The organism is Mucilaginibacter sp. (assembly GCF_041663085.1).
Taxonomy (GTDB): Bacteria; Bacteroidota; Bacteroidia; order Sphingobacteriales; family Sphingobacteriaceae; genus Mucilaginibacter.
The window spans coordinates 46,551-60,446 of sequence record NZ_JBAZRC010000009.1; the positions used below are offsets into that span (position 1 = coordinate 46,551).

The window sequence follows — 13,896 nt, forward strand, 5'->3', positions numbered from 1 at the left end:
CCTAATAGATAATCATGAATAATAGTATCGACGGAAAAAAATGGATGGTTATTTATACCAGGCCTAAATGGGAAAAGAAAATTGACCAGGTATTACAACAGCTTGGCATCGAATCGTATTGCCCGCTGCGTGTTGTTAACAGAAAGTGGGCCGATCGCATGAAAGAAGTTAGCATCCCCTTGTTCAGCTGTTACATTTTTGTACATGTAAATCTTAAGGATTATGCGAATGTTTTAACCGTTGCCGGCGTTTTAGGCTACGTTTTTTTCATGGGAAAGCCCGCTATAGTAAGGGACGGTATAATGAATGAAATGAAGATAAATCTTAGCCGGTATAAGGACGCCGAAATAGTAGATCTGCGGTCATTATCGGTAGGTGAGCGGGTTTGTATCAGTAAAGGCGTTTTTGCAGACCAGGCTGGCAAGGTGATATGTATACAGGGGAAAAGCGTATTGCTGGTTTTAGAAAATATGAATTGCGCATTAGTTGCACGGATACCAGTTCAGGATATTATTAAACAAAATATAACAAATCAAAATGACATCATCCCTAACCATGCATAGGATAGGCGTAATTGGCCTTGGATACGTTGGCTTGCCCCTGGCAATTGAATTTAGTAAACATTACAAAGTAATTGGTTACGATATTAATATTGACCGATTAAATCAGTTGAGAGAAGGAACCGACCTGACGCTTGAGGCAAGCAGTAAAGCCCTGTTTGACGTAATTACGCCTGTTTGTTCAACTGCAACCGGCTTGTATTTAACCAACGAGGTTGAAAGGCTAAGGCAGTGCAGCATATTTATTGTAACTGTACCAACCCCGGTAGATAAAAACAACCGCCCTGATCTTTCTCCTTTACTTGCGGCCAGTGCAATGGTAGGTAAAGTATTAAAGAAAAATGATATCGTGATATATGAGTCTACTGTTTATCCCGGTGTAACCGAAGATGAATGTGTGCCTGTACTTGAAGAAGCATCGGGTTTAAAGTTTAACATTGACTTTTTTGCCGGTTACTCTCCGGAAAGAATAAACCCGGGAGATAAAACCCACACCGTGACAAAGATCAGGAAAATCACTTCCGGTTCAACACCACAAGCAGCCGATATTATAGATAGGCTTTATTCTTCCATCATCACAGCAGGTACGTTTAAAGCCGATTCTATTAAAGTGGCTGAAGCTGCAAAAGTGATAGAGAACGCACAGCGCGATGTTAATATAGCTTTTGTGAATGAGCTGGCAATGATATTTAACCGCCTGGGTATTGATACTTCAAAAGTTTTGGAAGCGGCTGGTACAAAATGGAACTTCCTCGGTTTCAGGCCGGGTTTAGTAGGTGGGCATTGTATTGGCGTAGACCCATACTATTTGGCCCAGAAAGCACAGGAAGCTGGATATCACCCCGAAATAATTTTAGCCGGAAGGCGCATTAACGATGGTATGGGTGCCTATGTAGCCGACCAAATGGTAAGAAAGATGATTTGCCATGGGGTTGATGTTATTGGCGCAGAGGTGCTGGTACTTGGTTTCACATTTAAAGAAAATTGCCCGGATGTTAGAAACACGAAAGTGATTGATATTGTAAGGCGGCTGCAAGAATACCATGTTAAAGTACACGTTCATGACCCATGGGCCGACAATGCCCAGACAGAGCGTGTGTATGATATTTGCTGTGAAAACAGTTTGTCTAAACTACGAACCTATGATGGTGTCATTTTAGCTGTTGCGCATGATCAGTTTAAACAACTTGATATTGCTTCATTAGCAAAACCAAATGCTGTTGTTTACGACTTGAAAGCATGCTTGCCTGACAGTTTAGTTAATGCCCGCCTTTAATGGATTTTAAATCCAAAGCCGTTTCGGCGCTTTTATGGTCGCTTTGGCAACACTTCAGTTCAAAAATTTTGGCTTTTATTATCTCTATTATATTAGCCAGATTATTGCAGCCTTCGCAGTTTGGGTTGCTTGCAATGCTGTCAGTTGCAATCTCAATTAGTAATACATTGTTGGATAGTGGATTAACCGGGTCTTTAATCCGCACAACCAACCCGGACCAGCGTGATTATTCGACCGTTTTTTTCTTCAATATAGCTGGTAGCTTAATTTTATATGGTTTGTTATTTATTGCAGCGCCCTGGGTAGCTGCTTTTTATCACCAGCAGCCCCTTATCAATATTTTAAGGGTTTACGGGCTAATATTAATAAGTAATGCATTTTTTGGGGTGCAAAGCACCCTGCTAATTAAAGATCTAAAGTTTAAAAAGCAAACCAACATTCAATTACCATCTACAATAATAGGGGGCATTCTGGGAATTGTATTAGCATACATGGGGATGGGGGTATGGAGCCTGGTATGGATGGCGTTATGCAATTCGATATTATCTACTGTCTTACACTGGGCATTATCGCCATGGCGGCCTGTTTGGATTTTTGATACCACTCGTTTTAAAACCCACTTTGTGTTTGGATACAGGATGACAGCATCCAATTTACTGGATACTGTTTTCCAGAACTTTTATCTGATCATAATTGGTAAGTATTTTTCGATAAGCCAGTTAGGTTTTTACTCCCGGGCCGATTCACTCAGTCAGTTTCCTATTACAAATATATCGATGGCTATAAATAAAGCGGCTTATCCGGTGTTTGCAGAAATTGCAAATAACAAGATACAGTTAAAAACTGCCTATAAAACGCTCATGCAACAGGTGTTGTTTTGGAACGCACCTGCTTTGGTACTTCTTGCTGTTATTGCCAGGCCATTGATTACGGTATTACTTACAGATAAGTGGCTGCCTTCTGTTCCTTATTTTCAGTTGTTGTGTATTAGTGGGGTGATGTATCCTTTACATTCCTATAACTTAAATATTTTAAAGGTACTTAACAAGAGTGCGGCATTCCTGCGACTGGAGTTTATAAAGAAGATACTGTTTTTGGCAGGAATTTTTGGAGCTATCCAATTCGGAATATTTGGGTTGCTTTATTTTCAACTGGCTTTCAATTTTGTAGCCTATTACATTAATTCCAGCTATAGCGGCAAGCTTATTTCTTACCCTTTAAAAGAACAGATAAGTGATGTTTTACCCACGCTATCACTGGCTGCCGTGATTGGGGCTGGCTGTTACTGGCTCCAGGCGTACTACCTTAATCCTCATATGCCCGATATACTTAAAATGGCATTTATAAGCGCTTGTTACATATCTGCTTATGCTGCCGGCGGCGCATTGCTTAGACTATCTGCTATAAAAGATTTCAATCAACTAATATTAAAAAGATGATACCTGTAACCAAACCATTTTTTCCGACTGAAAAGGAATTTACGAGCATGGTAAGATCTATATGGGAGCGCCAGTGGCTTACCAATAACGGGCCTTTAGTTAACACGCTTGAATTGCAGCTTAAAGATTACCTGGAGGTAAAGCACCTGTTGTTTGTAACCAATGGTACCATAGCATTGCAGTTGGCAATTAAAGCGCTGGAGCTTACAGGCGAAATAATAACCACGCCATTTACTTTTGTTGCAACTACCAGCAGCATTGTTTGGCAGGGTTGTACACCTGTATTTGTTGATATAGACCCCAATACATTCAATATTGACCCCTCCAAAATAGAAGCGGCGATCACATTGCGTACATCAGCAATATTGGCAACTCATGTTTATGGCAATCCGTGCGATGTGGAAGCTATAGAAGCTATTGCTAACAAGCATAACCTGAAGGTTATTTATGATGCGGCACACTGTTTTGGCACTAAGTATAAGGGCAAATCTATATTTGAGTATGGTGATATAACAACAACAAGTTTTCATGCAACAAAGCTTTTCCATACGGTAGAAGGCGGAGCCATTTTTACCGGGGATGCTGAATTAACAAGGAAAATGGCTGTTATGCGAAATTTTGGATATTCGGATACAGACACATTCTCTGAATTAGGAATAAATGCTAAGAATTGCGAATTGCACGCGGCTATGGGCTTGTGCAACCTTAAATACATAGGCGCTATTTTGACAAAGCGAAGGGAGCTTTATTTAAGCTACTTAACCAGGCTGGCTCATCTTGGGGTGGGTTTTCAAGCCATCCAACCCGGTACGCTTTACAATCATGCTTATTTTCCGGTATTATTTGATACAGAGGAAACGATGTTGAAAGCCAAAAAGAAGCTGGAATTGGAACAGATTTACTGCCGCAGATACTTTTACCCTCCTTTATCTGAGTTACCATACGTAGATCAGAAAAGTGTGCCGGTATGTGAATCTATCGCCAGCAGGATACTTTGCCTGCCATTGTATCATACACTTAGTGTTTCGGAGCTGGATATAATCTGCCGGATACTTTTAAGAGACAAAAAACAAAAAAGAGCAGTCAAAGCCGAAGTGGCCGAGATCCAGGTGCCTGGATTTAATACAGTACCAGCCAGATTGTTAAACTGATGAAATCGCAAGCACCCTTAGTAACGGTTTGTTGTGTAACATATAACCACAAAAACTTTGTTGCACAAGCCATAAACAGTTTTTTAATGCAAAAAACCAGTTTCGATTTCGAAATACTCATAGCTGATGATTGCTCAACAGATGGCGCGCTTGAGGTTATTAAAAAATTTACCGACAATTTTCCCGAGCGGGTCAGGCTTTTACCATCAGATAAAAATTGTGGTATACATAATAACTTAATGAATTCTTTGCATCAGTGCAAAGGTAAGTATATAGCCCTTTGTGAGGGTGATGATTACTGGATAGATCCATTAAAGCTGCAGAAACAGATCGACTTTTTGGAAGCTAATCCTGATTATGTAATGTGCTGTCATTATACAAAAGTTATAAATGAAAATGATCAGACTTTGTATGTACATCCAAAACCAGTAGCTCTTGAACATACTTATGCCGATTTGTTATCTGGCAAACAGGATGAAACCAAAACGGCTACGGTAGTTTATCGCAATTTACCAGGTATCCATCAAATTTTTCAGAAAAGTTGGTTCTTAAAATGTTATGCCGGCGATAAGCTCTTCAAAATTTTCGCCACAAGTTTTACCGGTGGTAAAATATATGTACTACCCGAAGTAATGAGTTGTTACAGAAATCATTCCGGTGGCATTTGGAGCATGATCGACGCTAAAATCAGGATGAAACATATGATCAGCGATTTTAACATTATTATAAAATCGTTTACCTATCCGTCTGGAGTAAAGAATAAACTTTTGCTGCTCTATATCAAACGGTACCTTTTATTTGAGCTGAAAGCTAAACAATTCAGCAAAGCATTAAACACAGTTAAATACTTATTACAGCATTGATGCAAGACAACAGGAGACTTTTGTTCGTGATCCCTACATTGTTGGGTGGGGGTGCAGAGCGTGTTTTGATAGCACTAGCCAATCACTTTTCAAACCTGGGGTATATATGCATAATTGTTTCCCTTAATAGATGCCTGCCTGCTTACTCTATTGAAAAAAACGTAAAGGTACACTATTTAGTAAATCGAACCAGAAGGGGGGCGGTAATGAGGCTGTGGTATCAAATAACAACCCTTGCTAAACTAATTGGCTATATGCTCACTTATAGGCCGGTTTGCTGTATAGCATTCATCACATCAGCAAATATATGGACGGCAATTTGCAGTAAATTAACAGCAAGCCAATACGTTTTATCAGAACGCACTTCTCCCGAAAGAAGTTTTGGGAGTCTTACGGCGATCAAACGGATGATTATTGGCTGGTTATATAAAGGGGCAAACGCTGTTGTCGTAGGTTCTGCCGGGGCAGAAGAGACTATGCGTAAGATGCAACCTTTTAGACAGTTGAAAAATCTTTTTAAAATCAATAATGCAGTTTCATCATTCCCGCAGCCAGGCATTACACCAGTACACGGGCGAAAATTCATCCTTGGGGTTGGCCGTTTAAATTATGTTAAAGGTTTTGATATACTCATTAACGCATTTGCATTTTGCCAAACCAGGGACATTGATCTGCTAATTGTTGGCGAAGGGGAGGAACGGGCTAATCTTATTTGTGATATATACAACTTAGGTTTACGTGGACGGGTGTTTTTAGTTGGCCGAAAAACCAATCTTCAGGATTATTACAGCCAGGCCGAGCTATTTGTACTGCCTTCAAGAAACGAAGGTTATCCTAATGCCCTGGTAGAAGCAATGAGTTTCGGCTGCCCTTGCGTAGCGATGAACTGCGATTTCGGCCCCGCCGAGATAATCACAAATGGAGAAAATGGAATATTGGTGAACTCATTATCAGCAAACCATTTGTCGAACGCTATAGATAACATCCTGTTAAATGATAAACTAAAATCATCGATAGGGTTCAAAGCCCAAAATATCAACAGAGTAAATAGTGTAGAGGTTATTTTTAAGGCATGGGGAAAGATTATACTACCCAATTATAACCCACAAGTGCCATTAGTACTAAACCTAAAGTAGATATGGCAAAATACATGATTAGACTTGATGATTTTTGCCCCACAAATAATCTGAAAAAATGGGAGCCCTTTTTTTCTCTTTTTGATGAGTTTAATATAAAACCAATTATCGCGGTAATTCCGTCTAATACCGACCCGAAGTTAATGAGTTGTGGTACCTACAACGTAAACTATTGGCCTACGGTGAGATATTTAAGCAGTTTAGGATATGCCATAGGCATGCACGGATATGAGCATCATTATCAGTCAAAAAACAGTGGCTTACTTAAAATTAATAACCGTTCAGAATTTGCAGGCCTGCCGTACAGGATGCAGGAAAAAAAAATCAGGTCTGCTACGGCAATATTTAAGGCAGAAGGCGTACCCGTATTTTGTTTTGTCGCACCGGCACACAGTTTTGATCATAACACATTGAAGGCATTGCGTCATCAATCGCCAGTTAGGGTAATTAGCGACGGGGTGTTAAACAAACCATATAAAAAATCAGGTTTTAATTGGATACCAGCACAATTATCTGAGGCTGTATGGCAATCTACAGGGACATGGACATTTAATTTTCATCCCGAAACATGCTCAGAAAAAACATTTGACGATCTGCGAAAATTTGTAGAGAAGTACCACCGCGATTTTGTACAGCCACAGGAACTATCCTATAAACCTTACACATGGTTTGACAGTGTACGCGAATTTTGGCTTATACAGTCCAGGGTATTTATCGATGCTTTAAAGTATTTTCTTCGTTCAACGTTATCCGCTACCAAACCGCATACCGTAAACTGATAATCCTTACCATTATGCATATTCCATTTTCACCTCCTTACATTGATCAAGCAGTGATCGATGAGGTAACCAGCACGCTAACATCTAACTGGATAACAACCGGGCCTAAAGTTGCAGCGTTTGAAACTGAATTGAAGACAATGACCTCATCTAAAGCGGTTATATGTGTTAACTCGTGGACGTCGGGTGCAATTTTGATTCTTAAATGGTTTGGGATTAAACCAGGCGATGAGGTAATTGTGCCGGCTTATACTTACTGTGCTACTGCACTGGCCGTTTTGCATTGTGGTGCAACACCTGTAATGGTTGATATTGAAGATGATTTTTGTATATCTGCAAGTGCAGTAAGAAAAGCAATCACACCGAAAACAAAAGCAATTATTGCAGTAGACATTGCCGGTTTGCCGTGCGATTATAACGCGCTGATGGGCATTGTATCGGAGCCTGGTATTCAAGCGCTATTTATACCCGAATCGGCTGAGCAAAACATGTTGAACAGGGTTTTGCTTATAGCCGATGCAGCTCATTCTATTGGCGCAAAATATCGGGGCAGGCCATCGGCTACGGCAAGCGATATTGCAATATTTTCATTCCACGCTGTTAAAAATATAACCACAGCCGAGGGGGGCGCCATTTGTCTTAACCTGCCTGTGGTTTTTGATCATGAGGCTTTATATCGTTTCCTTAAAATATACACATTAAACGGTCAAAATAAAGATGCCCTTGCTAAATCTTTGGGAGCGGGCTGGCGTTACGATGTGTTATTTGCAGGGCTAAAAATTAATATGCCCGATATTTGCGCGTCTGTTGGTTTAGCTCAATTACGCAAATACGAAACAGATATTTTACCAAGGCGCAAGCAAATTGCCAACAGTTATGCCAAAGGTTTTGAGCATAAGCCATGGGCAATTTTACCCTGCGTGCATGACGAGAACAGAGAGTCCAGTTATCATTTATACCCTATTCGTATAAAAGGAATTGATGAGAAACAGCGTGATCTTATTATTGATGCAATTGTTGCAGAAGGTGTAGCTGTAAATGTGCACTTTATACCAATGCCAATGCTCACCTGCTTTAAATCAAAAGGATTTAAGATACAGGATTATCCCTCCTCATACACAAATTATGCCTGTGAAATATCATTGCCGATATACCCTCAGCTGACTGACAATGAAGTGGACTTTATTGTTGCTGTAGTAAGTAATGCTGTCGAATATGAACTTACATGCAAAAAGGTATTTGCCACTAATTTAGTTATAAACCTTGCTTAAATATAAAGATATGATCAAAAGGATATTTGATTTTTGCTTTGCATTGATCGGCGTTATCAGCTTACTTCCAATATTTGTTGTAATTGGATTGATTATATGCATTGATTCTAAAGGCGGGGTGGTTTTTATACAACGCCGTATAGGGCGCAACGCGGTGGAATTCCCGATGTTCAAATTTAGAACGATGAGGATCCATACCGATAATCTTGGGTTGTTAACCGTTGGCTCGCACGACATGCGGATCACAAAATGCGGATATTGGTTACGAAAATTTAAGCTGGACGAATTGCCTCAGCTCTTTAACGTGCTGGCTGGCCACATGAGTTTCGTAGGCCCACGCCCGGAGGTTAGGCGTTATGTGGAGTATTATAACCGAATGCAAAAACGCACACTTTTGGTTAAGCCGGGTATTACTGATTGGGCATCTATAAATTACTTTAATGAAAACGATTTGCTATCAGTTGCAGAGTCGCCGGAACAGTTTTATATAAATGAAATATTGCCGGTTAAAGCAGCCCAAAATCTCGAATATATCAACCATCATAATTTATGGATTGATCTGGAAATAATTTTCCTAACCATTAAAAAAATTGTGCTTAAATAATTTGCACCACAATTTATATGCGAAAATTACTGGTTATTACCCTGATAATAGCTTACGTGTACACGTTAACCTGTGATATTTTTATGAGTAATATTTTCCGTTTACCTGCCCCTGTTATATTGGGTGCACCTTTACTGTGTTTTTTTTATATGCCCGGTCAAAGGTTTTTATACGGGAAGGAGTTACTTGTATTAATAGCCACAATAGCGCTATATTATATTGTGGGGCAGGGGGACGTGAAGGGATTTGTATTATGCAGCGTTACTGCGTTAATATGCGGGCTTTACTTTACTTTTTTTGTGGGTACAAACCAACTACGGTTTGCTGTTTCTGTTATCGTTTTTGCAATTGTTTTATTGCTCTCCATGCTATTGCTACTCGCAGACCATTATTTTCAGGGAACAGCAGATGCCTGGCGAAGTATCCTTCTTGATGATGTGGTAAAACAAAGCCCTTCGGGCCTTGCATTAACGCAGTTTACCTTTGGCTATCAGTTGGCGGCTTTTACCACATTGGTTGCAGCTTTTGCAATAACATACCGGGTTAATATTTTGTATAAATTACTTATAATAGCTGGTTGCCTTGTTTGTATCTATTTTGGCATGAACCGTTCAGCATTATTAAGTTTTAGTATAGCAATAGGTGCGTTTTTACTGGTTTTTTATAAGTACAAGGCCATACCGGTAATTTTAATTATAGTAGTTGGCGGCTTTTTGTTTTACAATTACGCGTTAATACCTAACAGTTCAATCGACGATAAAAATAATATCCTTGCTAAAAACCAGGCCAAAGAGGCTAATGACTTTAACAGGCTTGATCTTTCGGCAGAAAATCTTGCTATATATACTGATTATCCGTTGGGACTTGTTTTTTATGGTAAACGCTGGGAAGATGTTACTTACAGAAACCCTGTTTTTCCGGATGGGTTAAGTTCTCATAACGCTTACCTGATGTTTTTAACATGTTTAGGTCCGGTTTTAGGCTTCGGCTTGCTTGGGTTTATATACGCCAGGCCTGCAAAAATCGCAATTGATTTAGTTAGTAATATTCATACCAAGCGTGCAGTTGTATTGGCGCCGTTGATATTTGCCTTATTCGCTGTATCATTTAACGCACTATCTCATAATGCATGGTTGCTAAGCGGTAACGGGCCTACGCTTTTTCTATACTTCGCTGTATTGCAAGGCGCGCGTATATACATTTAATGGGTTCATGTTAAATCGATGGGTAAAAAAGTGGTTTTTATTTTAGGATCTTTAGGTGCCGGCGGATCTGAACGGGTATTTTGGCTACTGGCGCAGCATTTCAATAACCGCGGTTACAATGTTTCCATCGTGGTATTAAATGGGGGCGAAAAATGTTATTCAACTGATATACCGGGTATAACATTTATTGACCTTCAGACCATTAGGGCCTCAAAGTCGTTTATAAAGCTTTACCGGCTGCTAAAAAGTATAAAACCTGATGTTGTATTTTCTACTGTTGATCATATCAATCTTCTGCTTGGTATCTTAACCTGGTTCATTAAACTACCTGTAGCTATTGCCAGGGCATCAAATAGCCCCACAAAAATGAAAGAGTACTACAAGGGAAAGGAACGGCTTTTTAATTCTTTTACACGTTTATTGTTATCACGCATGAAATACATTGTTTGCCAAACCAAAGAAATGGAAACAGAATTAAAGCTTGTGTATAAACTCAACTTAATTAAATTAAAAGTTATTGCAAACCCGGTATTGATGAACAATATTGTTGCAAAGCACACCCATACAAATAATAAACGGTTGATTGCAGTAGGCAGGCTTTCGCCAGAAAAAGGTATAGATAAGTTACTACAGATAATGTCTGCACTTCCGTCTAACTATTACTTAGATATATTGGGTGACGGGCCTTTGATGGTGTCGTTACTTGCAGATACAAAGCGATTAAAGCTTACCGATCGCGTCAGGTTTTTGGGAAAGGTGATCGATGTGACATCGCATCTCGTGAAAAGCGATTTATTGCTGCTTACATCCATAACAGAGGGATTCCCAAACGTTGTACTGGAGGCTCTCAGTACGGGTGTTCCTGTAGTTTGCTACAGTGTAGGTGGTGCATCAGAACTTATTATAAACGGGGTTAACGGTTATATTGTTGAGCAGGATGATGCGCAGCAGTTTAAGGAAAAAGTTTTGCTTGCTTGTGCGCAAGTTTGGCCACATCAGCAAATTAAAAGCGATACCTACAAAAAATTTGAGCTATCGCAAATTGGTAGGCAGTATGAACTACTAATCAATTAATTATGTGCGGTATATACGGTTCTACTATAAAATACGGAGAAGATACCGTACAGGAAAAACTTAACCGTGCAAATTTTCGGGGACCTGATCATTGCGGTTATGAGGACGCAGAAGGTGTTATACTGGGGCATAACCGGCTGGCCATTATTGATTTAGACGGTCGGTCTAATCAGCCATTTTCTTATATGCATCTTAGGGTGGTTTTTAATGGCGAATTATATAATTACATTGATCTGCGCGGGCGGTTAAAGGTGATGGGTTACCATTTTACCACATCATCTGATACGGAAGTATTAGCTGCGGCTTACCTTGCTTTTGGCGAAGATTGCGTTGATCAGTTCAATGGAATGTTTGCTTTCGTCATCCATGATATTAAAAAACAGGTGCTGTTTGGCGCAAGAGACCGCCTCGGTAAAAAGCCGCTGTACTATACGCACCAGGGAACTAAATTTGAGTTTGCAAGCCAGCCTGCTCAAATTGCAATCGGTCAAAAACTTATGCCTGATACACAGGCGATCCACCAATTTTTTTTATGGGGGTATATCCCGGAACCTAAATCGGCCTGGGAAAAAATAAAAAAGCTTAAAGCAGGTTATACATTTATCCTTAGTGTTAAAACCGGTGAACTAATGCTGCGGCAGTATTGGAGTGTTACACAAACACCTTATGGGGAGTATAAGGGCGCGTACACGTCTGCAGTGAAAAGACTGGATAATTTGCTTACAGATTCGGTTTGTAGCCGTTTAAACGCCGATGTGAATTTGGGTGTCTTCCTTTCAGGTGGTATAGATTCATCACTGGTGGCAGCAATTGCATCAAAAAAAGAAAAGATCAAAACCTTTTGCGTAAAATTTAAAGGGAAAAAGTATGACGAAAGTCACTTTGCCGCAGCGGTTGCGAAACATTTAAATACAGAACACCACACAATAGAATGCGACTACAGGGAAGGTATTGCGATGATCCAGAACTTTAACAGATATTTTGATGAACCGTTTGCCGATTACAGCGCTATTCCATCATTACTTTTAAATAAATATACCAAACAGCACGTTACGGTGGCACTTAGCGGCGATGGTGGTGATGAGTCGTTTTACGGATACCATCGTTACCGGCGGTTATTACAAGTAGCTGCTATCTATAAATTTCCGTTGGGTTTAAGAAAAGCTGTCGGATCTGTTATGCAGTTGTTTGGCGGCTATAAACAGAAATTGCTTGGTGTAGGCATATCACAAAGTGATTTTAAAAGCTTATATGTACTAATGTTGGGCGGCCTTGATTTTTCATGGCTTAATTACCCACTTCAGGCGATAGATGTTGATGGTATAGAGATTTTGACCGACAATGAACGCTCATTACTCCAAAAAATGTCAGCCATGGACATCGCTACTTATTTAAATGGCGATATCAATACAAAGGTAGACCGCTCAGCGATGGCGTATGCTGTTGAAGTGCGATCCCCATTGATGGATTATCGTGTGGTTGAATTTGCGCAGGACCTGCCGGATAGTTTCAAGTATAAAAATGGAGTGCAAAAAAGGATATTGAAGGATTTACTATATCAGTATGTACCTAAAAGCTACTTTTCAAGACCCAAGTCAGGATTCACATTGCCCCTGGGTGAGTGGTTTAGAAACGAGCTGAAGGAGTATGTTTTGAGTGAACTTTCCATATCAGTATTAAAAGATATTCCTTGTATTGATCCGGTTAAGACGCAGCTGTATATTAAACAGCACATGAAAGGTGAATGGAACAGAACCATCATGATATGGAAATTGCTTGTTTACGTACAATGGGTAAAAGCTAATAACAATTAAACACCTGATATGATTCGCTTTAAAACAAAGGCACTGGGCTTTTTACCGGTTAGAATGATATGGTTTGCACCTAAACCTCAAAAAAAACTTTCATTGTACAGCTTTTATAAACAATCTGCTTGTTGTGAGAACCTTCCGGGATATATAAGGAAGCCATTTTTTACAAAGGTGATTGATTTGACAGCACCGCTTACCGAGATCGAAAAGGGGATAGAAAAGCAAACTATTTACGAATATAACAGGGGAATGAAGGAGGGTGTAACAACGATGTTAGAGCCTGATTTATCCCAGTTTGTAATATTTTATAATTTGTTTGCACAGCAAAAAAAGCTACCTCCCTTAGGACGGGGTTTTTTTAAGTATGTCAAAAATATAATCATTACCAAGGCCACTTTGGATGAGTCAGATTTGGTTATGCATGCCTATATCCTTGATGAAGAAGCATCAAGGGTTCGGTTGCTTTATTCGGCAACATCAGGCAACTATACCATAAAAGGTTATTCAAGAGCATTACAAGGGCGGGCCAATCGCCTGCTTCACTACAAAGATATTTGCCTGTTTAAAACCCAGGGCTTTAAGTGTTACGACCTTGGAGGTTACGCAATGCATACCAGCGACACGGCATTATTGGGAATAAATAAATTCAAAGACAGTTTTGGCGGGTCAATTTTAGAAGAAAGTGATTATTTGCCCCTACCTTTAAAATTGTTCGCCACATTATCCG

General features: G+C 39.8%; 13 protein-coding genes. All 13 read left to right on the forward strand.

The annotated features are described in order from the left end of the window. Positions 1–14 precede the first annotated feature (14 nt). Positions 15–563, forward strand: coding sequence for a UpxY family transcription antiterminator (locus tag WC615_RS04210; RefSeq protein WP_372976885.1), 549 nt, complete (start codon positions 15–17; stop codon positions 561–563). Continuing rightward, entirely contained in the window at positions 538–1,836 is a 1,299-nt protein-coding gene (locus tag WC615_RS04215) for a nucleotide sugar dehydrogenase (RefSeq protein WP_372976886.1), read from the forward strand. The genes WC615_RS04210 and WC615_RS04215 overlap by 26 nt, the downstream gene beginning before the upstream one ends. Then, positions 1,836–3,275, forward strand: coding sequence for a lipopolysaccharide biosynthesis protein (locus WC615_RS04220; protein WP_372976887.1), 1,440 nt, complete (start codon positions 1,836–1,838; stop codon positions 3,273–3,275). The genes WC615_RS04215 and WC615_RS04220 overlap by 1 nt, the downstream gene beginning before the upstream one ends. Next, entirely contained in the window at positions 3,272–4,426 is a 1,155-nt protein-coding gene (locus WC615_RS04225) for a DegT/DnrJ/EryC1/StrS family aminotransferase (protein ID WP_372976888.1), read from the forward strand. Before WC615_RS04220 ends, WC615_RS04225 begins: the two co-directional genes overlap by 4 nt. Next, positions 4,426–5,289, forward strand: a complete 864-nt coding sequence (locus WC615_RS04230; RefSeq protein ID WP_372976889.1) for a glycosyltransferase family 2 protein — start codon at positions 4,426–4,428, stop codon at positions 5,287–5,289. The genes WC615_RS04225 and WC615_RS04230 overlap by 1 nt, the downstream gene beginning before the upstream one ends. Positions 5,290–5,495: 206 nt before the next feature. After that, positions 5,496–6,425 (forward strand): glycosyltransferase, encoded by a 930-nt coding sequence (locus WC615_RS04235; RefSeq protein WP_372976890.1) that lies wholly within the window; start codon positions 5,496–5,498, stop codon positions 6,423–6,425. A 2-nt stretch (positions 6,426–6,427) separates the two neighbouring features. After that, positions 6,428–7,204, forward strand: coding sequence for a DUF2334 domain-containing protein (locus WC615_RS04240; protein ID WP_372976891.1), 777 nt, complete (start codon positions 6,428–6,430; stop codon positions 7,202–7,204). A 14-nt stretch (positions 7,205–7,218) separates the two neighbouring features. Next, entirely contained in the window at positions 7,219–8,475 is a 1,257-nt protein-coding gene (locus tag WC615_RS04245; RefSeq protein WP_372976892.1) for a DegT/DnrJ/EryC1/StrS family aminotransferase, read from the forward strand. 10 nt (positions 8,476–8,485) lie between these two features. After that, the gene (locus WC615_RS04250) at positions 8,486–9,079 is read left to right on the forward strand and encodes a sugar transferase (RefSeq protein WP_372976893.1); all 594 of its coding nucleotides are present in this window, start codon (positions 8,486–8,488) and stop codon (positions 9,077–9,079) included. A 17-nt stretch (positions 9,080–9,096) separates the two neighbouring features. Beyond that, positions 9,097–10,284 carry a hypothetical protein gene (locus WC615_RS04255; protein WP_372976894.1) on the forward strand — a complete coding sequence of 396 codons (1,188 nt, stop codon included), beginning with the start codon at positions 9,097–9,099 and terminating at the stop codon, positions 10,282–10,284. An 18-nt stretch (positions 10,285–10,302) separates the two neighbouring features. After that, the gene (locus WC615_RS04260; RefSeq protein ID WP_372976895.1) at positions 10,303–11,358 is read left to right on the forward strand and encodes a glycosyltransferase; all 1,056 of its coding nucleotides are present in this window, start codon (positions 10,303–10,305) and stop codon (positions 11,356–11,358) included. A gap of 2 nt (positions 11,359–11,360) precedes the next feature. Continuing rightward, the gene (gene asnB, locus WC615_RS04265; protein ID WP_372976896.1) at positions 11,361–13,172 is read left to right on the forward strand and encodes an asparagine synthase (glutamine-hydrolyzing); all 1,812 of its coding nucleotides are present in this window, start codon (positions 11,361–11,363) and stop codon (positions 13,170–13,172) included. A gap of 246 nt (positions 13,173–13,418) precedes the next feature. Further along, positions 13,419–13,896 (forward strand): hypothetical protein (locus WC615_RS04270; RefSeq protein WP_372976897.1); only part of this gene is annotated, 478 nt, incomplete at its 3' end.

Excerpts from the sequence above, each read along its gene's own strand:
- WC615_RS04260 (WP_372976895.1), top strand. The coding sequence starts at position 10,303 with ATGGGTAAAAAAGTGGTTTTTATTTTAGGATCTTTAGGTGCCGGCGGA.
- WC615_RS04245 (WP_372976892.1), top strand. The coding sequence starts at position 7,219 with ATGCATATTCCATTTTCACCTCCTTACATTGATCAAGCAGTGATCGAT.
- WC615_RS04235 (WP_372976890.1), top strand. The coding sequence starts at position 5,496 with ATGAGGCTGTGGTATCAAATAACAACCCTTGCTAAACTAATTGGCTAT.
- WC615_RS04250 (WP_372976893.1), top strand. The coding sequence starts at position 8,486 with ATGATCAAAAGGATATTTGATTTTTGCTTTGCATTGATCGGCGTTATC.
- WC615_RS04225 (WP_372976888.1), top strand. The coding sequence starts at position 3,272 with ATGATACCTGTAACCAAACCATTTTTTCCGACTGAAAAGGAATTTACG.
- WC615_RS04215 (WP_372976886.1), top strand. The coding sequence starts at position 538 with ATGACATCATCCCTAACCATGCATAGGATAGGCGTAATTGGCCTTGGA.
- WC615_RS04255 (WP_372976894.1), top strand. The coding sequence starts at position 9,097 with ATGCGAAAATTACTGGTTATTACCCTGATAATAGCTTACGTGTACACG.
- asnB (WP_372976896.1), top strand. The coding sequence starts at position 11,361 with ATGTGCGGTATATACGGTTCTACTATAAAATACGGAGAAGATACCGTA.
- WC615_RS04240 (WP_372976891.1), top strand. The coding sequence starts at position 6,428 with ATGGCAAAATACATGATTAGACTTGATGATTTTTGCCCCACAAATAAT.
- WC615_RS04210 (WP_372976885.1), top strand. The coding sequence starts at position 15 with ATGAATAATAGTATCGACGGAAAAAAATGGATGGTTATTTATACCAGG.
- WC615_RS04230 (WP_372976889.1), top strand. The coding sequence starts at position 4,426 with ATGAAATCGCAAGCACCCTTAGTAACGGTTTGTTGTGTAACATATAAC.
- WC615_RS04220 (WP_372976887.1), top strand. The coding sequence starts at position 1,836 with ATGGATTTTAAATCCAAAGCCGTTTCGGCGCTTTTATGGTCGCTTTGG.